Origin of the sequence: Rhodanobacter lycopersici (genome assembly GCF_040812335.1) — a bacterium.
Classification (GTDB): Bacteria; Pseudomonadota; Gammaproteobacteria; order Xanthomonadales; family Rhodanobacteraceae; genus Rhodanobacter_A; species Rhodanobacter_A lycopersici.
Window position 1 is genome coordinate 584,042 of the sequence record NZ_JBFOHK010000002.1, and the last position, 20,914, is coordinate 604,955.

A 20,914-nucleotide genomic window follows, 5' to 3' on the forward strand; every position below is an offset into this window, starting at 1 on the left:
GCGCACCTCGCTACGTCTGCAAGGGTTCAGCATGTCGTTTTCCCCTTCGTCCCGCGGTCGTCGCCTGGTCGCCTGGCTGGCGCTGGTGCTGCTCGCATGCGCCGGCGCGGCGTGGTGGTGGGCGTCCGGGCGTCCGGTGAACCTGCCCGACGCGCCTTCGGCGCGGATCGCCTGTGTCTCCTACGCGCCGTTCCGCGAGCCGGGCGAGACGCCGCTCGATCCGCATGCCTTCGTGAGCCCCGGGCGCATCGATGCGGATCTGCGCGCGCTGTCCGCGCGCTTCGATTGCGTGCGCACGTATTCGCAAGGGCAGGGCCTTTCCGCGGTACCGGGCATCGCGGCGCGCTATCACATGCAGGTGCTGATGGGCATCTGGCTGGGCCGCGATCCCAAGGCGAACGCCGAGCAGGTCGCGCTGGGCATCGCCACGGCACGCAAGTATCCGGCGGTGCTGCGGGGGGTGATCGTGGGCAACGAGGTGCTGCTGCGCGGCGAGCTGTCGAGCGGGCAGATCGCCGGCTACCTCGCCGAGGTGCGCGCGGCGCTGCCGGCGAGTATCCCGGTGAGCTATGCCGATGTGTGGGAATACTGGTTGCGGCATCCCGAACTGGCCAGGTCGGTGGACTTCGTCACCGTCCACATCCTGCCGTACTGGGAGGACCAGCCGGTGCCGCCGGAGCGCGCGATCCAGCATGTCGAGAACGTCTACGCCAAGGTGCGCCAGGCCTTTCCCGGCAAGCGCGTGATGATCGGCGAAACCGGCTGGCCCAGCGAGGGCCGGCCGCGCCGCGGCGCCAGCGCCAGCGTGGTGAACGAGGCGCGCTACCTGCGCGAATTCCTGCGCTACGCCGCCAGCGTGGACATGCCCTACAACGTGATCGAAACCTTCGACCAGCCGTGGAAGCGCGCGCAGGAAGGCACGGTGGGCGGCTACTGGGGCATCTTCGATGCGCAGGCGCGGCCGAAGTTCGCGATGCAGGGACCGGTGGTCGAGGTGCCGCGCTGGTGGCTGGGCTGGCTGGCCGGCGTGGCGGGCGCGGCATTGTTCGTGCTGGCTGGCCTGCGTCGACGGCGCTGGCAGCGCGGACGCGGCTGGCTGGCGTTGGGTCTGGCCGGCTTCGCCAGCGGCGCGGCGCTGGCCTGGCAATGGCGGCAGATGGCCTATGCCTGTCGCGACGTCCGGGAGTGGACGCTTTCCCTCGTGGCCTTCCTCGCTGCACTGTTCACGGCTTTGCGGTTGGCCGGCTGGCTGGCCGGACGGCTGGCAGGTGCGCCGTACAAGCCCGCACCGGCGGGGCGGCTGCGCTTCGCGTGGCTGTTCGTGCTGGCGTTGTACGGCTTGCTCATGGTGTTCGACGGCCGCTACCGCGACTTCCCGCTGGGCCTGTTCGAGCTGCCCTGCGCGGGCTACGCGCTGGTGGCCTGGCTGGACGAGCGCATGCGTGCACCTTCGCGCGAAGCGTTGTTCCTCGCCACGTGGCTGCCCGTGCTGGCGACCGTGGTGGTGGCGCTGGAGCTGGGCGAGAACCCGGTGACCTGGCTGTGGCTGCTGCTCAACCTGCTGATCGCGGTGCCGGTTTTCGCCGCGTGGCGGCGCACGCGTTTCGCGCCGATTTGCACAAGCACTATGCTCGATGAAATCCATTGAAGAGGACGAATCCATGCGCCTGGACAAACAACGCATCGTGGTGACCGGTGCCTTCGGCACCCTGGGGGCGGCAGTGGTGCGCGCCGCGCTGGATGCAGGCGCCGAAGTGGCGGCGATCGACCGCGCGCCGGTGCCGGCGAACCTGGGCGCGGCGCACGGCTTCGGCGGCGTGGACATGGCCGACACCGCGGCGGCGAAGCATGCCATCGACGCCGCGGCCGAGGCACTGGGCGGCCTCGATGCGCTGGTGAACATCGCCGGCGCGTTCCGCTGGGAGACGCTGGCCGATGGCGATCCGGAAACCTGGGACCTGCTCTACCGGATCAACCTGCGTACCGCGGTGGCGGCAAGCAAGGCCGCGCTGGCGCACCTGCCCGACGGGCGCGGACGCATCGTCAACATCGGCGCGAACTCGGCGCTGAAGGCCGGAGCGGGCGTGGGCGCCTACACCGCGTCCAAGGCGGGCGTGATGCGCTTCACCGAGTCGCTGGCCGAGGAACTGAAGCCGCGCGGCATCACCGTCAACGCGCTGCTGCCCAGCGTCATCGACACGCCGCCAAACCGCGCCGACATGCCCGATGCGGACTTCGATCGCTGGGTGAAACCCGAACAATTGGCCGGGGTGATCGTGTTCCTGCTCTCCGGCGCGTCATCGGCGATCACCGGTGCGCTGATCCCGGTCATCGGCCGGGTGTGACCGCCACTTGCGTGTTGCCTGCGCCCTGCAGATGCACGAGGCGCAGGCAGCCGACCAGCAATGCCAGCGCACCCGGCTCGTAGTTGTAGAGCTGCAGGGCCAGCACCCCCAGCGCCGCGGCCAGCCACGCCAGCACGCGCGAGCGGCGCAGCAGCGCCAGCACGGCGACACAGATCGCGGCGATACCGTAGACCTCGTGCAGGAAGCCCAGCACCAGCGCCTGCCGCAGCGCGCACCAGGCAGGCGCCTGCGTCGCCGTGCACAGCTGCGCCAGTGCGGGCGGCTCGACCAGGCCGTAGCGCAACCCCGCCGCGCCGAAGCCCACCAGCACCAGCAGCAACCATGGCGTCAGCGGGCGTAGCCAACGGGTATTCATCGGTGTTCTCCGCGAGGTGGTGCATGGCCCGCAGGCAGGCGAATCTCGGCCGCCAGCGCAAGGTGGTCGGAGAACGCCTGCGGCAGTGTCCACACCTTTTCCAGCGCCACCGAAGGCGAGGCGAGGATGTGGTCCAGCGCGCGCCTGGGCCTCCAGCTGGGGAAGGTGGGCGTGGGTTGCGCCGGCGGCTGCAGCTGCGTGCGGGCGAACAGCTGGCGCATCTCGGGGCTGTCGATGTCGGTGTTGAGGTCGCCCATCAGCACCACGTGCGGGTGGTCCTGCAGGATCTCGGCGATGAAGCCCAGCTGGCGCGCACGCGTGGGTGCGCGCAGCGAGAGGTGGGCGATCACCACGGCCAGCGCATGAGTGCCTTCGCCGAAGCGGACCAGCAGGGCGCCGCGGCCGTGGCCGGGCAGCGGATAGTCGACCACCGCGCTGGGCTCGATGCGGCTGATCAGCCCGTTCGCGGTATGCGACAGCTTCGCCACCGGCCGGTTCGGCTGGTGGCTCCAGTACGGCATGCCGGCGGTCTCGGCCAGGTAGCGGGTCTGGTTGAGGAAGCCCGAGCGCAGGCTGCCGGCATCGGCTTCCTGCAGGCCGATCACGTCGAACTGGGGCAACAGCGCGGCGAGGCGATCGAGATTGTCGATCTTGCTGCGCCCCGGCAGCACCGCGTTGATGCTGCGGGTGACGTATTCGCTGTAGCGCTGCACGCTGGCGCCGGCGAGAATGTTGCAGCTCAGCAGGCGCAGGTGGCGTTCGGCAGGGGCGGGCATGGTGCGGTTCATCGGGCTGCGTACGCTACACGCGTGAACCCGCAGCGGACGTGAACGCCCGCACGGGCAGCGGTCAGGCGGTCACTTGCCGCCCTTGTCCGCTTCGGTCAGCTCGCGCTTGGCCAGCCACTGCGTCACCGCGGACAGCTCGTCCAGCGTCTGCACGTGGGTGACGCGGTACTTGCCGTCGACCACTATCGTCGGCGTGCCGTCCACGCCCCACTTCTGGATCAACGCCAGGTCCGCCTTCAATTTCGCGGTGGCGGCGTCGGAGGTGGCGAGGCGCATGAACTCGGCGCGGTTCACGCCTTCGCGGGCGTAGAAGTCGGCGAGTTCGTCCAGCGAGTTGATCGGGTAATGCTCGGCGAACTTTTCCTTGAACAGTTCGAGGTGGGTGCGATCCACCACGCCCAGTTGCTTGGCCGCGTAATAGGCACGTGCGAACGGCAGCCACTCGGCGCTGAACGGCGCCGGCACCAGCTTGAACACCACGCCCTTGGGCAACTGCTCCTTCAGCTTCTCTGCGATGGGAGAGAACTCGGCGCAATGGATGCAACCGTAGGAGAACACCTCGACCACCTCCACCTTGCCCTCGCTGCTGTAGCGCTGGTACGGGGCAGGCAGGGTCACGTACTGATCGCCTTCGGTGTAGGGCGTCACCGTATCGGCGTTGGATTGCGCCGTGCAGGCGGTGGCCAGCAGCAGGCCGGTGAACAGGGTCAGGGTACGCAGACAGGCGAGGTACTTCATCGGAGGATGCTCGGCAGGATGATGCGGGAATGGAGCAAGACTGCGGATTTACTTGCCGGCAGCTTCCTTTGCCACCAGCCATTGGATCACGTCGATCGTTCGCTGCGTGCTGCCCACGTCGTGCGGCGAGACGCGATACTTGCCGTCCACCACGATGTTTGGTGTTTCGTTCACGCCGTAGGCCTTCTGCATGTCGTCGGCCTGCTTCATCTTGGTGTTGATCGAGAAGGAGTTGGCCACCGCCACGAACTCCTTGGGATCCACGCCGAACTTGGCGTAGAACTTCGCGATGTCCTCGATCGTGGGCCATGCATCCTTGGGCTTGGGCTGGCCGGTGGAGAGGTCGTAGGTGGCCGTTTCGCCGGTCTTCCAGGTGGCGTCGAACATCGCGTCCTGGGTCTTGGCGCGCACGCCCAGCGCCTCGGCGGCGAAGTACGCGCGCTGGTACACCACCCAGTTTTCGTCGGGGCGCATCGAGGAGGGCAGGTAGTGCGTCACCGCATCCGCCGGCAGGCTCTTCTCGATCCGGTCCATCGTGCCGTGGAATTGCCAGCAGGCCGGGCAGGCGTAGGAGAACACCTCCACCACTTCGACCTTGCCAGTGGGGATGTACTTGGGCTGGGCCGGGTCGATGCGGTAGTAGTCCTTGCCCTCGACGAACTGGCTGTCGTCCACGGCGGGCGTGGCAGCCGCCGTAGTGGCCGCGGCAGCCGGTGCGGCCACGGTGCTCGTGCCCGCCGCTGCAGCGGTGGAGGCGCTGGCAGACGCGGCACTGGCTGCAGGCGTCGGCGTGGCAGCCGGCGTGGTCATGGTCGTGCCGGTGGCTGCGGGCGCGGGCGGCGGAGCGGTGCCGTTGTCGCCGGCATGGCCGCAGGCGGCCAGTGCCAGCAGGGCGACACACAGGATCGGCAGGCGCTTCAGCATCGGGACTATCTCGGGAGGGGTGGAGCGAGGGTGAGGTGCGATTTACTTGCCGGCACCCGCGGCGGCTTCCTTGGCCACCAGCCACTGGGTCAGCTCGATGGCGCCCTGCACGCTGCCGACGTCGGAAGGCGAGAAGCGGTACTTGCCGTCCACCACGATGGTGGGCGTGCCGGGCACGCCGTAGGCCTTGATGAGGTCGTCGGCCTGCTTCATCTTGGTGTTGACCGAGAAGGAGTTGGCCACCGCCACGAACTCCTTGGGATCCACGCCGTACTTGGCGTAGAACTTCGCGATGTCGTCGATCGTGGGCCAGGCGTCCTTGGGCTTGGGGCGGCCGGTGTTGAGGTCGTAGGTGGCCGTTTCGCCGGTCTTCCAGGTGGCGTCGAACATCGCGTCCTGGGTCTTGGCGCGCACGCCCAGCGCCTCGGCGGCGTAGAACGCGCGCTGGTACAGCGGCCAGTTCTCGTCCGGACGGAATGCGGCGGGCAGGTAGTGCACCACTGCATCCGGCGGCAGGCTCTTCTCGATCTGGTCCATCGCGCCATGGAAGGCGTTGCAGGCCGGGCAGGCGTAGGAGAACACCTCCACCACCTCGATCTTGTCAGTGGGGATGGCCTTGGGCTGGACCGGGTCGATGCGGAAGTAGTTCTTGCCCTCGACCCACTTGCCGTCATCGGCGAAGGGTTTGGCCGGAGCGGCAGGCGCGGCAGCTGCCGTGGTAGCCGCGGCAGCCGTGGCGCCGGCATTCGCCGCCACCGCCGTGGAGGCGCTGGCCGGCGCGGTGCTGGCAGCCGGTGCCGATGCGCCGGTTGCCGGTGCGGCTGTGGCCGCCGCAGTGCTGGCGGCCGCTGGCGCAGCGGTGCCATTGTCGCTGGAATGGCCGCAGGCGGTCAGCGCCAGCAGGGCGGCGCACAGGATCGGCAGACGCTTCAACATGGGGTTACCTCGGTGATGCGGGGGCGCAGGATGCGCCGGCGTGCCGCCGGCGCATCCTGAGGGGATCAGGGTGTGGCGGCGGCGACCGGCTTCTGCAGGTCGGCTTCGGTGGCCGGATGCAGGCCCTCGATGTAGCTGGCCAGCGCGGCGATGTCGTCCGCATCCAGTTTCTGCGCGATGGCCGGCATGATCTGCGAGTGCGCGTCCGTGCCCCAGGTGGTGCCGTCGTGCCAGGCTTTCAGCGTGGCCTGGATGTATTGCGCGTGCTGGCTCTCCAACTGCGGGTACATCGCGCCGGGATTGCCGCGCCCGTCGATGCTGTGGCAGGCCATGCAGGCGGGGATGCCGCGCTTCACGTCGCCTTCGCGGAACAGCTGCTGGCCGTGGCTGACCAGCGCCTGGTCGGCCACGCCGGGCAGGGCGGTCTTGCTGGCGAAGTAGGCGCCGATGTCGTGCATGTCCTGTTCGGACAGCGGCGTGGCCATGCCCAGCATGATCGGGTTCTGGCGCCTGCTGCTCTTGAAGTTCTCGAGCTGGTGGACGATGTACTGCTCGCTCTGGCCGGCCAGCTTGGGGTACTGCGGATCGGTGGAGTTGCCGTCCATGCCGTGGCAGGCGCCGCAGGCGGCGGCCTTGGCCTGCCCCGCGGTGGCGTCGCCGGGCTTGGCCGCGGCCTCGGCGGTGGCCGGCGCAGCAGTGGTCGCGGCAGGCTGGGCCGCGGTGGCGGCCTTGGCCGGTGCGGCCGTCGACTTGGCGGCGTCCTGCGCCATTGCCGTGCCCGCAGCCATGGCGAAGATCAGGACTGCGGCAGAGCCGAGCACGACGGGTCGAAAACCTGCGAACCGAAAACCCATACACTTCCCCTCCCAGAAACTGTCGAAGGCTGCCATCGCCGGCCGGTATCGGCGCCACGGGCAGAAACCATCGGATTATCCCCATGCCTTCGCACTCCGGTCAAACCATGCCCAATCCCTCAGAGTCTGCTCGTGATCCCCAAGTGCCCCGCGCCGGGAGCTGTTTGCGCGCAGGCCAAGGAAGAGGGCGGAAGTGGACGTCCGTCCACGCCCGAGCGATGACGCCGGCATGCGCGCAAACAGACCCGGCCCCGGAATTGATAGGTGCCGGGGTTGCCACCGAGTGGCCGCCATGCGGCAGCGCGCGGCTTGACCTGCCTGGCTGGCAGGTGCTGCGCCACGCACTCCCACCTGACAGCCACTCGATGGCAACGCGGGGTACTTGGGGATCATGAGCAGACTCTTACAAGGCGCGCAGTTCGTGCTCGCCGCCCACCGCGTCAACCAGCTGCCCGCCGATCTCGGCGCCGAGGTGGCGTTCGCCGGCCGCTCCAACGCGGGCAAGTCCAGCGCGCTCAACGCGCTTACCGGCCACAAGGGATTGGCGCGCACCTCCAAGACGCCCGGCCGCACCCAGCAGATGGTCGCGTTCGCGCTGCCGCCGCTGGTGCAGGGCGAGGGCGAACCGCCACTTGCCGCGCGCCTGATCGACCTGCCTGGCTATGGCTACGCCAAGGTGCCGGAGGAGTTGCGCGCGCACTGGAAGCAGGAGATCGACGCTTACCTGCATCGCCGGCAGAGCCTGCGTGGCGTGGTGTTGATCGCCGACATCCGTCATCCGCTGAAGGAGTTCGACCGGATGATGCTGGACTTCTGTTTCGCCACCGGCCTGCCGTGCCACCTCTTGTTGACCAAGGCCGACAAGCTCTCGCGCAACCAGGCTGCGCAGGCGCTGGCGGCGATGCGCAAGAGCTTTCCCGATGGCCTGCACGCCACCGCGCAGGTGTTTTCCTCGTCCGCCGGCACCGGCGTGGACGAGGCGCGTGAACGGGTGGCGGAGCTGTTGCGCACGCCGCGCGAATGACGATTTTGCCGCAGCGGCAGATCGTCGCAGTAGCCGCGAAAAGGGCGGCCTACGCGGAAAGGTTGCCCACGAACACCGCGCACAGCGCCTCCATGCCGGCGCGGTCCTCCTCGTCGAAGCGCGCCACGTGCGGGCTGTCCACGTCCCACACGCCGAGCAGGCTGCCGTCGGCCTTCACCAGCGGCACCACGATCTCCGACTGCGAGGCGGCGTCGCAGGCGATGTGGCCGTCGAATGCGTTGACGTCGCGCACCACCTGGGTCTGCCGCGTCTGCGCGGCGGTGCCGCACACGCCCTTGCCCAGCGCGATGCGGATGCAGGCCGGCCTGCCCTGGAACGGTCCGACCACGAGCTCGTTGCCGTCGTACAGGTAGAAACCGCACCAGTTGAGTCCGGGCAGGCTGTGGAACACCAGCGCGGAGAAGTTCGCGGCGTTCGCGATCAGGTCGCGTTCGCCGGCAAGCAGGCCGCGCGCCTGCTGCACGAGGTCGGCGTAATGCGCACGCTTGTCCGCGTAGGCCTGCGTTTTCAGTTCGAACATGGGGAGAGTCCCGCGGCGAAACCCGTATTATGCGCCGCTCGCCAGGGCGCACGTGGCGCTATCCTCGACGGATGTCATTCACCTGTTTCGTCGCCGGCACCGATACCGGCATCGGCAAGACACATGCCGCCTGTACGCTGCTGCATGCGCTGCGCGCCAAAGGCCTACACGCATGCGGCATGAAGCCGGTGGCCAGCGGCTGTGCGGAGACGCCCGATGGCTTGCGCAACGAAGACGCCCTGGCCTTGCTTGCGGCGGGCAGCGCGCCGTTGCCATATGCGCGGATCAACCCGGTGGCGCTGCGCCAGCCACTGTCGCCGCACCTGGCGGCGGCGCACGAGGGCGTGACGATCGCGCTGCCGCCGCTGCGCGCCGCCTTCGACATCTTGCGCGGCGAACACGACGCCGTGGTGGTGGAGGGCGTGGGCGGCTGGCGCGTGCCGCTGGCGCCGGGGCTGTTCGCCTCGGAGATCGCGAAGCAGTGGAGCCTGCCAGTGGTCCTGGTGGTGGGGCTGCGGCTGGGCTGCCTCAGCCACAGCCTGCTCAGCGCCGAGGCGATCCTGGCCGACGGTTGCCGCCTCGCCGGCTGGATCGGCAACCGCATCGATCCGGCGATGGAGGCAGTGGAGGAGAACCTCGCCACCCTGCGCGGGTTGCTGCCTGCGCCCTGTCTCGGGATGCTGCCATACGGTGTGCCGCCGGCGCAGGCAGCCGCCGAGCTCGACCTGGCCGGGCTGGTCGATTGAATTCACATCCGGCATGCCTGTCCGTGCGCATGCTGGCGAAAACCCGAAGGGGAAACCATGGCCAGCCGCAACCATTACTACCTTTCCGTCGCCGATCTCGCGCATGCGCACGGCAGCGATCCCGCGCTGAGCTGGGACGGCGCCGGCCCCGCCGATTTCGCCGCCGCGCTGGAGGAGGCGCTGCACAGCCCGGCGCTGTTCGAGCGCTGGCGCGCGCAACAGCCGGAGCCGGACGAGGTGGATCCCGCATTGGGCGCTACCGACATGCAGGCGCAGGTGCACGCACGGGTGGTGGACCTGCACGTCGATGTGGACGTGCTGACCAGTCTGCCGATGAGCCTGCTGCGCCAGCGCCTGAACTGGCTGATCGGTGCGGCATGGCAGTTGCGCGACGTGCGCCCCGCATGATGCCCGTGCACGGGTGGCACGCATAGTTTCGCTGCGCCGCCGCTGGCAAAAACCGGTTCGGTGTCATTACAGTCGGCGGCTGCCGATTCTTTCTGCCCGCCCAGGGCGCACCGACCGGGAATACCGCATGTTCCGTCTACGCATGATCGTCATCGCCACCAGCATCGCCCTCGCGGCCTGTTCGCAAGGCTCGAACGAAGCCGGCAAGTCCACGCCGGCACCGGCTTCCACCGCGCCGGCCAAGCCGGGCAGCGCCACCGCGCCGGTGGCCGACGCGAACACCGCCAATCCATTCTTCGCCGCCAGCACGCTGCCGTTCCAGGCGCCGCCGTTCGACAAGATCAAGGACAGCGACTACCAGCCGGCGATCGAGAAGGGCATGCAGGAGCAGCTTGCCGAGTGGCAGAAGATCGCCGACAACCCCGAGGCGCCCACGTTCGAGAACACCTACGTGGCGCTGGAGAAGTCCGGTGCGCTGCTCAACCGGGTGATGGAAGTGTTCAACGGCGTCACCTCGGCCAACACCGACGACGCGCTGCAGAAGGTGCAGGAAGAAGAAGCGCCGAAGCAGGCCGCGCACGCCGACGCCAAGTACCTTGACGGCAAGCTGTTCGCGCGTGTCCAGAAGGTCTACGACGAGCGCGCCACGCTCAAGCTCGATCCGGAGTCGCTGCGCCTGGTCGAGGTGACCTACCGCGAGTTCGTGCAGCATGGCGCCAAGCTGTCCGACGCCGACAAGACCAGGTTGAAGGCGCTCAACCAGCAGGAGTCCACGCTGGAGGCGCAGTTCAACAACAAGCTGCTCGCCGCCGCCAAGGACAGCGCGCTGGTGGTCGACGACAAGGCCAGACTGGACGGCCTGTCCGACGAGGACATCGCCGCCGCCGCGCAGGCCGCCAAGGACCGCGGGCTCACCGGCAAGTGGGTGATCACGCTGCAGAACACCACCCAGCAGCCGGCGCTGCAGAGCCTCAAGGACCGCGCCACCCGCAAGGCGCTGTACGACGCCTCGTGGAATCGCGCCGAACTGGGCAATGCCGACGACACCCGCGACATCATCGAGCAGCTCGCACAGATCCGCGCGCAGGAAGCCAGGCTGCTGGGCTTCCCGAACTACGCCGCGTGGACGCTGCAGGACCAGATGGCGAAGACGCCTGAAGCGGTGATGGGCTTCATGGACAAGCTGGCGCCCGCCGCGGTGGCCCGCGCGAGGCAGGAGGCGACCGAGATCCAGGCGCAGATCGACAAGGACCAGGCCGCGCTGCACCAGCCAACCTTCAAGCTGGAGCCGTGGGACTGGCAGTACTACGCCGAGCAGGTGCGCAAGGCCAAGTACGACCTGGATGAGTCGCAGATCAAGCCCTACTTCGAGCTCGACAACGTGCTGCAGAACGGCGTGTTCTACGCCGCCAACCAGCTCTACGGGCTGACCTTCAAGGAGCGCAAGGACCTCCCGGTGTACAACCCGGACGTGCGCGTGTTCGAAGTGTTCGACAAGGACGGCAAGTCGCTGGCGCTGTTCTACTGCGACTACTTCAAGCGCGACAACAAGCAGGGCGGCGCCTGGATGGACAACTTCGTCCAGCAGTCGAAGCTGCTCGGCGCCAAGCCGGTGATCTACAACGTCGCCAACTTCACCAAGCCTGTGGCCGGCCAGCCGGCGCTGCTGTCGTTCGACGACGTGGTCACCATGTTCCACGAGTTCGGCCACGCCCTGCACGGCATGTTCGCCGACGAGGAGTACCCGAGCCTCTCCGGCACCAATACCGCGCGTGACTTCGTGGAGTTCCCCTCGCAGTTCAACGAACACTGGGCCACCGACCCCAAGGTGTTCGCGAACTACGCGAAGAACTACCAGACCGGCGCGCCGATGCCGCAGGCGCTGGTCGACAAGATGAAGAAGGCCGGCACGTTCAACAAGGGCTACGACATGACCGAGCTGGTGGCCGCCGCCATGCTCGACATGAACTGGCACATGCTGGGCGCCGACGCACCGAAGCAGGACGCCGACAAGTTCGAGGCCGCCGCGCTGAAGAAGGACGGCGTGGACCTGAGCTACGTGCCGCCGCGCTACCGCTCCAGCTACTTCCTGCACATCTGGAGCAACGGCTACTCGGCCGGCTACTACGCCTACCTGTGGACGCAGATGCTCGCCGACGACGCCTTCGAGTGGTTCAAGGAGCACGGCGAGCTGACCCGCGCCAACGGCGACCGTTTCCGCGGCATGGTGCTTTCGCGCGGCAACACCGAGGAACTGTCCAAGCTCTACAAGGACTGGCGCGGCCAGGATCCCAGCATCGAGCCGATGCTGATCGACCGTGGCCTGAAGGATGCGCCGAAGAAGTAAGGCGCCGCATCATGCTCCACGAAAAAGGCCGGCACTGCCGGCCTTTTTCGTTGGCAGGTCAGTACGCGAATTCCTTGAACACCGGATCCACGCTGCCGCCCCAGGCGCCGTGGAACAGCTCCAGCTTGCGTTCGGCCGGGGTCTGGTTCGCTTCGACGATCTCGAGCAGCGGCTCGAGGTAGATGCGCTCGTCGGCGCCGTTGCGGTTGAGCCGTGCGCGGCGCTGCAGGCCATGGGCGGCGATCTTCAGCGTTTCGCGGGCGAGCTCGCGCACGCTGCCGTGGCGGAACGGCAGTTTCAGGGCCTGCTTCGGCACGCCGTCGCGCAGCGCGTGGCGCTCCGCACGGGTGAAATCCTTGACCAGATCCCAGGCGGCATCCAGTGCCTCGTCGTCGTAGAGCAGGCCCACCCACAGCGCGGGCAGGGCGCACAGGCGGTTCCACGGGCCACCGTCGGCGCCGCGCATTTCCAGGTACTGCTTGAGCCGCACCTCGGGGAAGGCGGTGGTGAGGTGGTCGGCCCAGTCCTTCATGGTGGCCTTGGTGCCCGGCAGCGCGGGCAGTTCGCCGGCCATGAAGCGCTTGAAGTCCTGCCCGGAGAGGTCGATGTAGCGGCCGTCCTGGTAGCTGAAGTACATCGGCACGCCCAGCGCGTAGTCCACGTAGCGCTCGTAGCCGAAGCCATCCTCGAACACGAAGTCCAGCATGCCGGTGCGGTCGGCGTCGGTGTCGGTCCAGATGTGGGAACGGTAGGACAGGTAGCCGTTCGGTTTGCCGTCGGCGAACGGCGAGTCGGCGAACAGCGCGGTAGCGACCGGCTGCAGCGCGAGGCTGGTGCGGAACTTCTTCACCATGTCCGCTTCGCTGGAGAAATCCAGGTTCACCTGCACGGTGCAGGTGCGCGTCATCATGTCCAGGCCGAGCTCGCCGACCTTGGGCATGTATTCGCGCATGATCTTGTAGCGGCCCTTGGGCATCCACGGCATCTGGTCGCGGCGCCACTTGGGCTGGAAGCCCATGCCGAGGAAACCCAGGCCGAGGCCGTCGGCGATCGAGCGTACTTCCTCCAGGTGGCTGTTCACCTCGCAACAGGTCTGGTGGATGGTTTCCAGCGGCGCACCGGAAAGCTCCAGCTGGCCGGCGGGTTCCAGCGTGATGTTGGCCTTGTCGCGGGTCAGCGCCACCGGGGTTTCGCCCTCGCGGGCGATTTCCCAGCCGTAGCGGGCGGCGATGCCTTCCAGCAGGGCGCGGATGCCGCGTTCGCCCTCGAACGGCGGTGGCGCCAGATCGTCGGTGCGGAAGCCGAATTTCTCGTGCTCGGTGCCGATGCGCCACGCTTCGCGCGGCTTCTCCCCGGCGGCGAGGTAGTCGGTCAGCTGCTGGCGGCCCGCGATCGGGGTGCTCTTGACGGCGCTGGGGATGGACACGGGCGCGACCTCGCTGGTGGAGCCACCGACTATGGAGGCGCCGCGCGGCCACGAAAAGGGGTTGACGGAAAATATTTGTACGGGGCGGTACAGATGGTCGCGGCCACACCGCTCGAGCCTGTCAGGGAGCGGCGTCCGCCGCTGCGTGGCAGGTCAGCCGTTGCAGCAGCGCTTCCGGCAGGTGCTGATGACGGCCGATGCTGGCCAGCGTGGCGCCGGGTTTGCGGATGCGCCGGTCGTCTGCGCAGGCGTCGGCACCATGATCGAGCAGGTGCCGCACGATCCCGGCGTGGCCACCGACGACGGCGGTGGTCAAGGCATCGCCGACGTTCGGGCCTGCGCGCACCATGACATCGGCATGGTGGCGCAGCAATACGTCGAGTGTGGCCGCGTCGTTGCACATGGCGGCGAGCGGTAGCGCAGGGCCGACGAGATTTCCGTCGTTGCGCATGACGCCGGCCGCCTTGAGTCCTTCCACTGCACGTGGGCCGAAGCGCGGATCCTGTGCCATGGCGTTCCCGGTCTGACGCTCGAAGCTGCTCCTGAACGCCGGCAGTCGCGCCGGCTCATTCACCGCGGCCCCGTCGTCCAGCAAGCCATCGACCACCGCCGGCTGGTAGGCGTTGGCGGCGGTGAGCATGGCGACCTGACGCCAATGGACCTGTTCGGCCTCGGGCAGCGGCGCGAGACCCTGCCGCACCTGCGGCAGCTTGCCGTCGATAGCCTCGACCATCACCGCGGCCACGGCAGGCGGGGCATCGTAGAGGTCGTGCCGCCAGAGTGCGCGGATCGTGGGCAGCGACTGCCGGCAGATGTTGCCGACGGGCGCCGGCTCGGCGGCGATGGCGGCTTGCAGCACGCAAAGCGCGCAGACGATCAGGGCGGGACGAGCGAGCATTCCGTGTTTTCCCTTTGTGGCGCAGGCCGAAAAAAGCCGTGCCCCGGCCATCGCTGGAATGCCGGTTCGGCCATGCGCGGCATGAAGTCTAGTCGCGTCTAGCTAGCGTCCCTGCAAACGACAGTGGAAGCGGCACGCATTGCGGCGATGCCTCGGGGCAGATGGCCCTGTCGTCCAGCCGCAGCGCAGCTCAGTGCCCGGCGGTTGCCACCTTGGACAGCAAGGTGCCGAACGCTGCGCCGATCTGTCCATTGCTGAAAGCACAGTGCCCTTGGCCGACGGGTGCGAGCACGGTCAAAAGCCTGCCGTTGCCCGCTGCACGCACCTGGTCTGGGTAGATGCCATGGAGCCGCGAGGGAATCGTCTGGTCAAAGGCGTTCCACTCCATCACCACGGGTGCATCAATGTGGCCGCTCAGGGAGACATTGCGGCGGGCATAGGCAAGCGCCGCGGGCGAGCCGGCATAGCGATGCACACGCCGATTGAAGGCCGCATCGTCGCCAAAGCCCCGGTAGACAGTCTTGCGATTGTCCACGGGCATGCCGCCGGCGCGCCGTTCCAGTTCGCGCAGCACCATGTAGTAGAGCGACAGCGTGGGCAGCGACTCTGGGGTCTCCTGCAGGCGCCGCTCGAGGATGGCGGCCTGTTCCGGATGCGCCTTCAGTGCCTGGGCGAATACGCCAGGCGGCACAAACGCTGGTGCATCGGCGGCGGCCAGATCCGGCAGCACCCCCGGAATCAGCGCATCGAAGGCGACCAGCGGCGTCAGCGTGCCGCGTGCAATCAATTCGGGGGTGGAGACCGTCGCACCGCACATGAGGAGCGCGCCTGCATAGGTGTGCGGATGGCGTTCGAGACTCGCCACCGCCTCGAGGGCGCCCAGCGAGAAACCCACCAGATACGTGTGACGCGGATGCCCGATGCTGCGCCCGGCGAACTGGCGAAGCCGCTCGTTGTCGACGATGGCATCGCCCACTGCCCATCCCTGCGACGCGTAATCGCTTTGCGCGACGGCATAACCCCGCTTGAGGAAGATGGCCGTCTCGTCCGCCGGCTTCATCGGCGTCGCGCGCGGCGCCCCTGCCGGTTCGTAGCCGTGCATCAGCATGACCAGGTCGCCGTTCCAGTGCGCGGGGACGTCGATGCGATAAGGAGCGCCCTGGAGCGTGCCGGCATGGGAGCCGGCTTGCGTGTCGGCAGCGGATGTGGTTGGAGCGACCATGTCGCAGCAGACAAGCAGCACCACTCCCAGCGTGATCAGCCGAAACTGCCGCATGACGCCACCTTCAAGACCGGGGTTGAATCACGCTAGCACATGGCAAGGATGTCTCGCCGCAATGGCTTGCGTCGCGGCGGGTGGTGCTGCAAAAGCAAACAGGCCGGCATATGCCGGCCTGTTTGCATCAAGGCTGACGGATCAGCGCTTCATCGAATTGAAGAACTCGTCGTTGGACTTGGTGTTCTTCATCTTGTCGAGCATGAATTCCATCGCGGCCAGCTCGTCCATCGGGTGCAGCAGTTTGCGCAGGATCCAGATCTTGGCCAGCATATCCGGCTCGATCAGCAGGTCCTCGCGGCGGGTGCCGGAGCGGTTGATGTCGATGGCGGGGTAGACGCGCTTCTCGGAGATGCGGCGGGACAGGTGCACTTCCATGTTGCCGGTGCCCTTGAACTCCTCGTAGATCACCTCGTCCATCTTGCTACCGGTGTCGATCAGCGCGGTGGCGATGATGGTGAGGCTGCCGCCTTCCTCCACGTTGCGCGCGGCGCCGAAGAAGCGCTTGGGGCGCTGCAGCGCGTTGGCGTCGACGCCGCCGGTGAGCACCTTGCCGGAGCTGGGCACCACGGTGTTGTAGGCGCGGGCGAGGCGGGTGATCGAGTCGAGCAGGATCACCACGTCGCGCTTGTGCTCGACCAGGCGCTTGGCCCGCTCGATCACCATCTCGGCCACCTGCACGTGGCGCACGGCCGGCTCGTCGAAGGTAGAGCTGATCACCTCGGCGCGCACGGTGCGGGCGATTTCGGTCACTTCCTCCGGGCGCTCGTCCACCAGCAGGATGATCAGGTGCGCGTCGGGGTGGTTGTACTGGATCGCCTGGGCGATGTTCTGCAGCATCATCGTCTTGCCGGACTTCGGCTGCGAGACGATCAGGCCGCGCTGACCGCGGCCGATCGGTGCGACCAGGTCGAGGATGCGGCCGGTGATGTCCTCGCTCGAACCGTTGCCGCGCTCCAGCTTGAACGCCTTGCGCGGGAACAGCGGGGTGAGGTTCTCGAACAGCATCTTGTTCTTCGACGCCTCCGGCGGATCGCCGTTGATGTCGTCGACGCGCAGCATCGCGAAGTAGCGCTCGCCTTCCTTGGGATGGCGCACGCGCCCGGTGATGTAGTCGCCGGTGCGCAGGTTGAAGCGGCGGATCTGGCTGGGGCTGACGTAGATGTCGTCGGGGCCGGCCAGGTAGCTCTCGTCGGCCGAGCGCATGAAGCCGAAGCCGTCCTGCAGGATCTCCAGCACGCCTTCGGCCCAGATGCCGCCGCCGGAGCGGGCATGCGCCTTCAGGATCGAGAAGATCACGTCCTGGCGGCGCGCACGCGCCACGCCCTCGCGGATGCCCAGCGACTCGGCGAAGGCCAGCAGCTGCGGAGCCTTCATCCGCTTGAGTTCGGTGAGGTTGATCAGGCGGTCGTCGGCACCCGGGTCGGCGTTGTCGTCGTCCACCGGCAGGCCGTGCGGGTTGTTGTAGCGCGGGTTGGGGTTGCCGCCACCGCCGCCGCCACCGCCCTGCTGGCGCTGCTGGTTGCGTTCGTGGCGCCGGCGCCGGCCGCGGCCTTCGCGGTCGGCGCGGTTGTTGTTGCCGTTGTTCTGGCCCTGCGCCTGGGGGTTCTGCGGCTGGCCGGGCTCGCGCGTTTCCGGCGCGGAGGCGCCGGGTTCGCCCGCAGGCGCGACGGGCGCAGCCGTTGTCGGCGCGGCGGGCGCCTCGAAGAGCGGGGCGGGCGGCGCCGCCGGAGCGGCGCCAGTCTCGGCTGGTGTCTCGCCGGCGGCCGGCTTGGCGGCGCGGGACTGGCGGCGTGGTGCGCGCGGACGCGACTCGGGCGTGTTCTCGGCGCCGCCGGCGTCGTTCGGAGTGGTGCTATCGGTATCGGACACGGGCAATCCTCGCGGGGCGCCGTTGAGAAACAGGAGGGAAGGATGTGCGTCGCGCCAAGGAGGGCGCAGGGGGATCAGGGGGATCCCGGCAGACGCGAGAGGCAATCTAGCACCCGCCGCGTATGGCCGTAAAGCACGCGGCGGGCGACAAACCGGCGATCAGATCGCCTTGTCGATCATCTGGGCCAGCTGGCCCTTGCTGACGGCGCCGATCTGGGTGGCCTCGACCTTGCCGTTCTTGAACACCATCAGGGTGGGGATGCCGCGCACGCCGTAGGTGCGGGGCGTCTTCTGGTTGTGGTCGATGTTGAGCTTCACGATGCGCAGCTTGCCCTGGTACTGGCCGGCCAGCTCGTCGAGGATCGGCGCGATGGCCTTGCACGGGCCGCACCATTCGGCCCAGAAGTCCAGCAGGACGGGGGTATCGGACTGCAGCACTTCCTGCTCGAAGGCGTCGTCGCTCACGTGGGTAATCAGGTCGCTCACCGGGGTCTCCGAAAGACGGGCGGAAGGAAGGTTTGACGACCACGCGGCCAGCATCGGCTACACTGGGGCGCCCATGAAGCGCGGGTCGAACCGGGAAAGAGGGACTTGGCCATTGCGGCCCGAGGCCTCATTGCAACGTAACTCGGGGCGCGATTCAAGCGATTCAAGGGCGGCAACGGACGGTTCCGTTGACATAGGCGAGGCGGCTTGCGACGAGCCGCCTCGCCTATGCCAGCGGGATTGCCGGTTGCGCTGCAACCGTTTCGGCGCCCTCTGCGGCTCCGGATCGCCGACCAGCGGGAATCCCGCAGCCTCGCGATCCGCGCCGCCACGTGCCGCTCATCCATCCGCCCCGCGTCCGCATCCGCGGCGGGGCCGGGCCGGCCATCACGCCAGTGCCCGCATCCCACCGGCTGTTTTCCTCCATGTCACAAACCGTACTCACCGATACCTTCTTCACCAACTTCGAACTTCATCCGCTGCTGCAGCAAGGCCTGGCGGACGCCGGCTTCACCCGCTGCACGCCGATCCAGGAGCTGACCCTGCCGGTGGCGTTGACCGGCCGCGACGTCGCCGGCCAGGCACAGACCGGCACCGGCAAGACCTGCGCCTTCCTGGTTGCCTTGATGAACCGCCTGCTCACCACGCCCGCCGTGGCCGAGCGCAAGGACAGCGACCCGCGCGCGCTGGTGATCGCGCCCACCCGCGAGCTGGCCATCCAGATCGACAAGGACGCGCGCAACATCGGCCGCCACACCGGCCTGAAGACCGCGCTGATCTACGGCGGCGTCGACTACGACAAGCAGCGCCAGCAGCTGCACGACGGCTGCGACATCATCATCGCCACGCCGGGCCGCCTGCTCGACTACTACAAGCAGCAGGTGTTCGGCTTCAACGGCGTCGAGGTGATGGTGATCGACGAGGCGGACCGCATGTTCGACCTCGGCTTCATCAAGGACGTGCGCTTCATCTTCCGCCGCCTGCCGGCGCGCGAGCAGCGCCAGGTGCTGCTGTTCTCCGCCACGCTCAGCCACCGCGTGCTGGAACTGGCCTACGAGCACATGCACGAGGCCGAGAAGCTGGTGGTGGAGAGCGACAACGTCACCGCCGACAAGGTGCGCCAGGTGGTGTACTTCCCGGCCAAGGAAGAAAAGCTGCCGCTGCTGCTCAACCTGATCGACAGGCACCAGCCCAAGCGCAGCATCATCTTCGTCAATACCAAGGCCGCCGCCGAGCGCGTCACCGACCGCGTGAAGCGCCATGGCTGCCGCGTCGGCGCGATCTCCGGCGACGTGCCCCAGCTCAAGCGCCAGAAGCTGCTGCAGCGCTTCCAGGACGGCCAGCTCGACATCCTGGTCGCCACCGACGTGGCCGCGCGCGGCCTGCACATTCCCGCGGTCAGCCACGTCTTCAACTATGACTTGCCGCAGGATGCCGAGGATTACGTGCACCGTATCGGCCGCACGGCCCGCCTGGGCGCGGAGGGCGACGCGATCAGCTTCGCCTGCGACCTGTACGCGATGAGCCTGCCCGACATCGAGACCTACATCGGCCAGAGCATCCCGGTGGCGGCGATCGAGCCGGAACTGCTGGTGATGCCGAAGCCGCGCGAGGTCGATCCCGAGTTCGCCGCCAACGCCGCCGCCGACAGCGCCGCATTCGGCGACCACGTCGAGCCGCGCCACGACGACAAGAAGGGCGGGCGTCCGCGACGCGGCGACCGTGGGGGTGACCGCGCACCGCGCGAAGGCCGCACGCACGAGCCACGGCCGCCGCGCGCACCGCGTCCCGAAACCGCCGCCGTTGAAGCGGCCGCACCAGTCGCACCGGCGCAGGACGGCAACGTCGCCGCTGCCGCCGAGGGCGAGCGCAAGCGCCGCCGCCGGCGCGGTGGGCGCAACCGCCACCGCGAAGGTGGCGAAGTGGCGGCAAACGCCGTGCAGGGCCAGCCCCAGGCGAAGCCGGCCGAAGCCGGCCACTCGCCGCGCGGCGAGCGTCGTACCCCGCGCGAACGCGCCCCGGCCGAGGCTGCGGCGGCTGCCGCACGCCCTTCGCGCCAGGTGGCCGCCACCGCCGGCGAGCACCAGCATGCGAACAAGCCCAGCCTGTTCCGTCGCCTGACCCGGTTGTTCACCGGCCGCTGAGTCGCGCGACTGAACGGTCGCCCCGCCGATCCGCAGGGCGGGGCGACCTGCGCGCCGGCATCCCTTATCCTTGCCGGAATACGGCAGGCAGCGGCGGGGACGCGCGGTGATCCAGTTCGATCAGGTGAGCAAGCACTACGAGGGCGGCCACGAGGCCCTCTCGCAGCTTTCCTTCACCATACCCACGGGCGAAATGGCTTTCGTCACCGGTCACTCCGGCGCGGGCAAGAGCACCTTGCTCAAGCTGCTCGGCGTGATCGAGCGGCCCAGCCACGGCATCATCACGGTGGATGGCCAGAACCTGGCCAAGGTGCGCGGACGCGGCATCCCCAGGTTGCGCCAGCACATCGGCATGGTGTTCCAGGATCATCGCCTGCTGATGGATCGCACGGTGTTCGCCAACGTCGAGCTGCCCCTGACCATCGCCGGCATTGCGCGCCTGGAGCGCGGCCGGCGGGTGCGCGCGGCGCTCGAGAAAGTGGGCCTGCTGTCGTACGAGCGCCAGTTGCCCGCCACGCTGTCCACCGGCGAGCAGCAGCGCGTGGGCATCGCGCGGGCGATCGTGGCGCGGCCCTCGCTGCTGATCGCCGACGAGCCCACCGGCAACCTCGATCCGCAATTGGCGGTGGAGATCATGGGCCTGTTCGCCGAGTTCCAGCAGGTGGGCACCACGGTACTGGTCGCCAGCCATGACCTGCCGCTGATCAAGCGCATGCGCAAGCGCGTGGTGGTGCTCGACCATGGTCGCCTGGTTGCGGATCTTGCCGCCGAGGAGGTGCTCTGAC

Annotated in this window: 20 protein-coding genes; 8 read left to right on the plus strand and 12 right to left on the minus strand. The window is 68.3% G+C overall.

The genetic code is table 11. The annotated features are described in order from the left end of the window. Positions 1 to 31: 31 nt before the first annotated feature. Positions 32 to 1,648 (plus strand): glycoside hydrolase family 17 protein, encoded by a 1,617-nt coding sequence (locus ABQJ54_RS09520; RefSeq protein WP_367854056.1) that lies wholly within the window; start codon positions 32 to 34, stop codon positions 1,646 to 1,648. Further along, the gene (locus tag ABQJ54_RS09525) at positions 1,635 to 2,345 is read left to right on the plus strand and encodes an SDR family NAD(P)-dependent oxidoreductase (RefSeq protein WP_367854057.1); all 711 of its coding nucleotides are present in this window, start codon (positions 1,635 to 1,637) and stop codon (positions 2,343 to 2,345) included. Before ABQJ54_RS09520 ends, ABQJ54_RS09525 begins: the two co-directional genes overlap by 14 nt. On the opposite strand, the gene ABQJ54_RS09530 is transcribed toward ABQJ54_RS09525, so the two are convergent. From ABQJ54_RS09530 to ABQJ54_RS09555, 6 genes are all read right to left on the minus strand, one after another. Further along, positions 2,329 to 2,721 carry a hypothetical protein gene (locus tag ABQJ54_RS09530; RefSeq protein ID WP_367854058.1) on the minus strand — a complete coding sequence of 131 codons (393 nt, stop codon included), beginning with the start codon at positions 2,719 to 2,721 and terminating at the stop codon, positions 2,329 to 2,331. The genes ABQJ54_RS09525 and ABQJ54_RS09530 overlap by 17 nt on opposite strands. Further along, positions 2,718 to 3,497 carry an endonuclease/exonuclease/phosphatase family protein gene (locus ABQJ54_RS09535; RefSeq protein WP_367854059.1) on the minus strand — a complete coding sequence of 260 codons (780 nt, stop codon included), beginning with the start codon at positions 3,495 to 3,497 and terminating at the stop codon, positions 2,718 to 2,720. Before ABQJ54_RS09535 ends, ABQJ54_RS09530 begins: the two co-directional genes overlap by 4 nt. A gap of 81 nt (positions 3,498 to 3,578) precedes the next feature. Next, entirely contained in the window at positions 3,579 to 4,247 is a 669-nt protein-coding gene (locus ABQJ54_RS09540) for a thiol:disulfide interchange protein DsbA/DsbL (RefSeq protein WP_367854060.1), read from the minus strand. A gap of 48 nt (positions 4,248 to 4,295) precedes the next feature. After that, complete coding sequence (locus ABQJ54_RS09545; RefSeq protein WP_367854061.1) at positions 4,296 to 5,171, minus strand: thiol:disulfide interchange protein DsbA/DsbL; 876 nt, start codon at positions 5,169 to 5,171, stop codon at positions 4,296 to 4,298. Between the two features lie 42 nt (positions 5,172 to 5,213). Continuing rightward, positions 5,214 to 6,107 (minus strand): thiol:disulfide interchange protein DsbA/DsbL, encoded by an 894-nt coding sequence (locus ABQJ54_RS09550; RefSeq protein ID WP_367854062.1) that lies wholly within the window; start codon positions 6,105 to 6,107, stop codon positions 5,214 to 5,216. Between the two features lie 65 nt (positions 6,108 to 6,172). Next, positions 6,173 to 6,895 (minus strand): c-type cytochrome, encoded by a 723-nt coding sequence (locus tag ABQJ54_RS09555; protein WP_367854063.1) that lies wholly within the window; start codon positions 6,893 to 6,895, stop codon positions 6,173 to 6,175. 457 nt (positions 6,896 to 7,352) lie between these two features. Here ABQJ54_RS09555 and yihA point away from each other — a divergent pair, with 457 nt between their 5' ends. Beyond that, a complete protein-coding gene (yihA, locus tag ABQJ54_RS09560; protein WP_367854064.1) occupies positions 7,353 to 7,985 on the plus strand; it encodes a ribosome biogenesis GTP-binding protein YihA/YsxC in 633 nt (210 codons plus the stop codon). Positions 7,986 to 8,034: 49 nt separating this feature from the next. Here yihA and ABQJ54_RS09565 read toward each other — a convergent pair whose 3' ends face one another. After that, on the minus strand, positions 8,035 to 8,526 hold the full coding sequence (locus tag ABQJ54_RS09565; protein ID WP_367854065.1) for a GAF domain-containing protein: 492 nt from the start codon (positions 8,524 to 8,526) through the stop codon (positions 8,035 to 8,037). Between the two features lie 71 nt (positions 8,527 to 8,597). Between ABQJ54_RS09565 and bioD the strand changes: the two genes are divergently transcribed. The 3 genes from bioD to dcp all read left to right on the plus strand — a co-directional run bounded on the left by bioD (position 8,598) and on the right by dcp (position 12,027). Continuing rightward, complete coding sequence (bioD, locus tag ABQJ54_RS09570; protein ID WP_367854066.1) at positions 8,598 to 9,272, plus strand: dethiobiotin synthase; 675 nt, start codon at positions 8,598 to 8,600, stop codon at positions 9,270 to 9,272. A 57-nt stretch (positions 9,273 to 9,329) separates the two neighbouring features. Then, positions 9,330 to 9,680, plus strand: coding sequence for a hypothetical protein (locus tag ABQJ54_RS09575; protein ID WP_367854067.1), 351 nt, complete (start codon positions 9,330 to 9,332; stop codon positions 9,678 to 9,680). A gap of 127 nt (positions 9,681 to 9,807) precedes the next feature. Continuing rightward, on the plus strand, positions 9,808 to 12,027 hold the full coding sequence (gene dcp, locus ABQJ54_RS09580) for a peptidyl-dipeptidase Dcp (RefSeq protein WP_367854068.1): 2,220 nt from the start codon (positions 9,808 to 9,810) through the stop codon (positions 12,025 to 12,027). A 58-nt stretch (positions 12,028 to 12,085) separates the two neighbouring features. On the opposite strand, the gene ABQJ54_RS09585 is transcribed toward dcp, so the two are convergent. The 5 genes from ABQJ54_RS09585 to trxA all read right to left on the minus strand — a co-directional run bounded on the left by ABQJ54_RS09585 (position 12,086) and on the right by trxA (position 17,985). Continuing rightward, positions 12,086 to 13,453, minus strand: a complete 1,368-nt coding sequence (locus ABQJ54_RS09585) for a glutamate--cysteine ligase (protein WP_367854069.1) — start codon at positions 13,451 to 13,453, stop codon at positions 12,086 to 12,088. Between the two features lie 121 nt (positions 13,454 to 13,574). Further along, entirely contained in the window at positions 13,575 to 14,402 is an 828-nt protein-coding gene (locus ABQJ54_RS09590; RefSeq protein ID WP_367854070.1) for an ankyrin repeat domain-containing protein, read from the minus strand. A 139-nt stretch (positions 14,403 to 14,541) separates the two neighbouring features. Continuing rightward, entirely contained in the window at positions 14,542 to 15,627 is a 1,086-nt protein-coding gene (locus ABQJ54_RS09595; RefSeq protein ID WP_367854071.1) for an alpha/beta hydrolase family protein, read from the minus strand. 141 nt (positions 15,628 to 15,768) lie between these two features. Beyond that, complete coding sequence (rho, locus tag ABQJ54_RS09600; protein WP_367854072.1) at positions 15,769 to 17,499, minus strand: transcription termination factor Rho; 1,731 nt, start codon at positions 17,497 to 17,499, stop codon at positions 15,769 to 15,771. Positions 17,500 to 17,658: 159 nt separating this feature from the next. Then, positions 17,659 to 17,985: a thioredoxin TrxA gene (trxA, locus tag ABQJ54_RS09605; RefSeq protein WP_437343336.1), complete on the minus strand. Its 327-nt coding sequence runs from the start codon at positions 17,983 to 17,985 to the stop codon at positions 17,659 to 17,661. Positions 17,986 to 18,410: 425 nt separating this feature from the next. Here trxA and rhlB point away from each other — a divergent pair, with 425 nt between their 5' ends. Both rhlB and ftsE read left to right on the plus strand, forming a co-directional pair. Then, the gene (rhlB, locus tag ABQJ54_RS09610) at positions 18,411 to 20,129 is read left to right on the plus strand and encodes an ATP-dependent RNA helicase RhlB (protein ID WP_367854074.1); all 1,719 of its coding nucleotides are present in this window, start codon (positions 18,411 to 18,413) and stop codon (positions 20,127 to 20,129) included. A gap of 106 nt (positions 20,130 to 20,235) precedes the next feature. Beyond that, positions 20,236 to 20,913: a cell division ATP-binding protein FtsE gene (gene ftsE, locus ABQJ54_RS09615; protein WP_367854075.1), complete on the plus strand. Its 678-nt coding sequence runs from the start codon at positions 20,236 to 20,238 to the stop codon at positions 20,911 to 20,913. Position 20,914 lies beyond the last annotated feature (1 nt).

Bases quoted from the DNA above. Each gene is read 5' to 3' on its own strand.
- ABQJ54_RS09595 (WP_367854071.1), bottom strand. From the start codon at position 15,627: ATGCGGCAGTTTCGGCTGATCACGCTGGGAGTGGTGCTGCTTGTCTGC.
- ABQJ54_RS09540 (WP_367854060.1), bottom strand. From the start codon at position 4,247: ATGAAGTACCTCGCCTGTCTGCGTACCCTGACCCTGTTCACCGGCCTG.
- yihA (WP_367854064.1), top strand. From the start codon at position 7,353: ATGAGCAGACTCTTACAAGGCGCGCAGTTCGTGCTCGCCGCCCACCGC.
- ABQJ54_RS09575 (WP_367854067.1), top strand. From the start codon at position 9,330: ATGGCCAGCCGCAACCATTACTACCTTTCCGTCGCCGATCTCGCGCAT.
- ABQJ54_RS09545 (WP_367854061.1), bottom strand. From the start codon at position 5,171: ATGCTGAAGCGCCTGCCGATCCTGTGTGTCGCCCTGCTGGCACTGGCC.
- ABQJ54_RS09525 (WP_367854057.1), top strand. From the start codon at position 1,635: ATGAAATCCATTGAAGAGGACGAATCCATGCGCCTGGACAAACAACGC.
- rhlB (WP_367854074.1), top strand. From the start codon at position 18,411: ATGTCACAAACCGTACTCACCGATACCTTCTTCACCAACTTCGAACTT.
- ABQJ54_RS09590 (WP_367854070.1), bottom strand. From the start codon at position 14,402: ATGGCCGGGGCACGGCTTTTTTCGGCCTGCGCCACAAAGGGAAAACAC.
- ABQJ54_RS09520 (WP_367854056.1), top strand. From the start codon at position 32: ATGTCGTTTTCCCCTTCGTCCCGCGGTCGTCGCCTGGTCGCCTGGCTG.
- bioD (WP_367854066.1), top strand. From the start codon at position 8,598: ATGTCATTCACCTGTTTCGTCGCCGGCACCGATACCGGCATCGGCAAG.
- ABQJ54_RS09555 (WP_367854063.1), bottom strand. From the start codon at position 6,895: ATGGCTGCGGGCACGGCAATGGCGCAGGACGCCGCCAAGTCGACGGCC.
- ABQJ54_RS09530 (WP_367854058.1), bottom strand. From the start codon at position 2,721: ATGAATACCCGTTGGCTACGCCCGCTGACGCCATGGTTGCTGCTGGTG.
- ABQJ54_RS09550 (WP_367854062.1), bottom strand. From the start codon at position 6,107: ATGTTGAAGCGTCTGCCGATCCTGTGCGCCGCCCTGCTGGCGCTGACC.
- dcp (WP_367854068.1), top strand. From the start codon at position 9,808: ATGTTCCGTCTACGCATGATCGTCATCGCCACCAGCATCGCCCTCGCG.
- ABQJ54_RS09565 (WP_367854065.1), bottom strand. From the start codon at position 8,526: ATGTTCGAACTGAAAACGCAGGCCTACGCGGACAAGCGTGCGCATTAC.
- ABQJ54_RS09535 (WP_367854059.1), bottom strand. From the start codon at position 3,497: ATGCCCGCCCCTGCCGAACGCCACCTGCGCCTGCTGAGCTGCAACATT.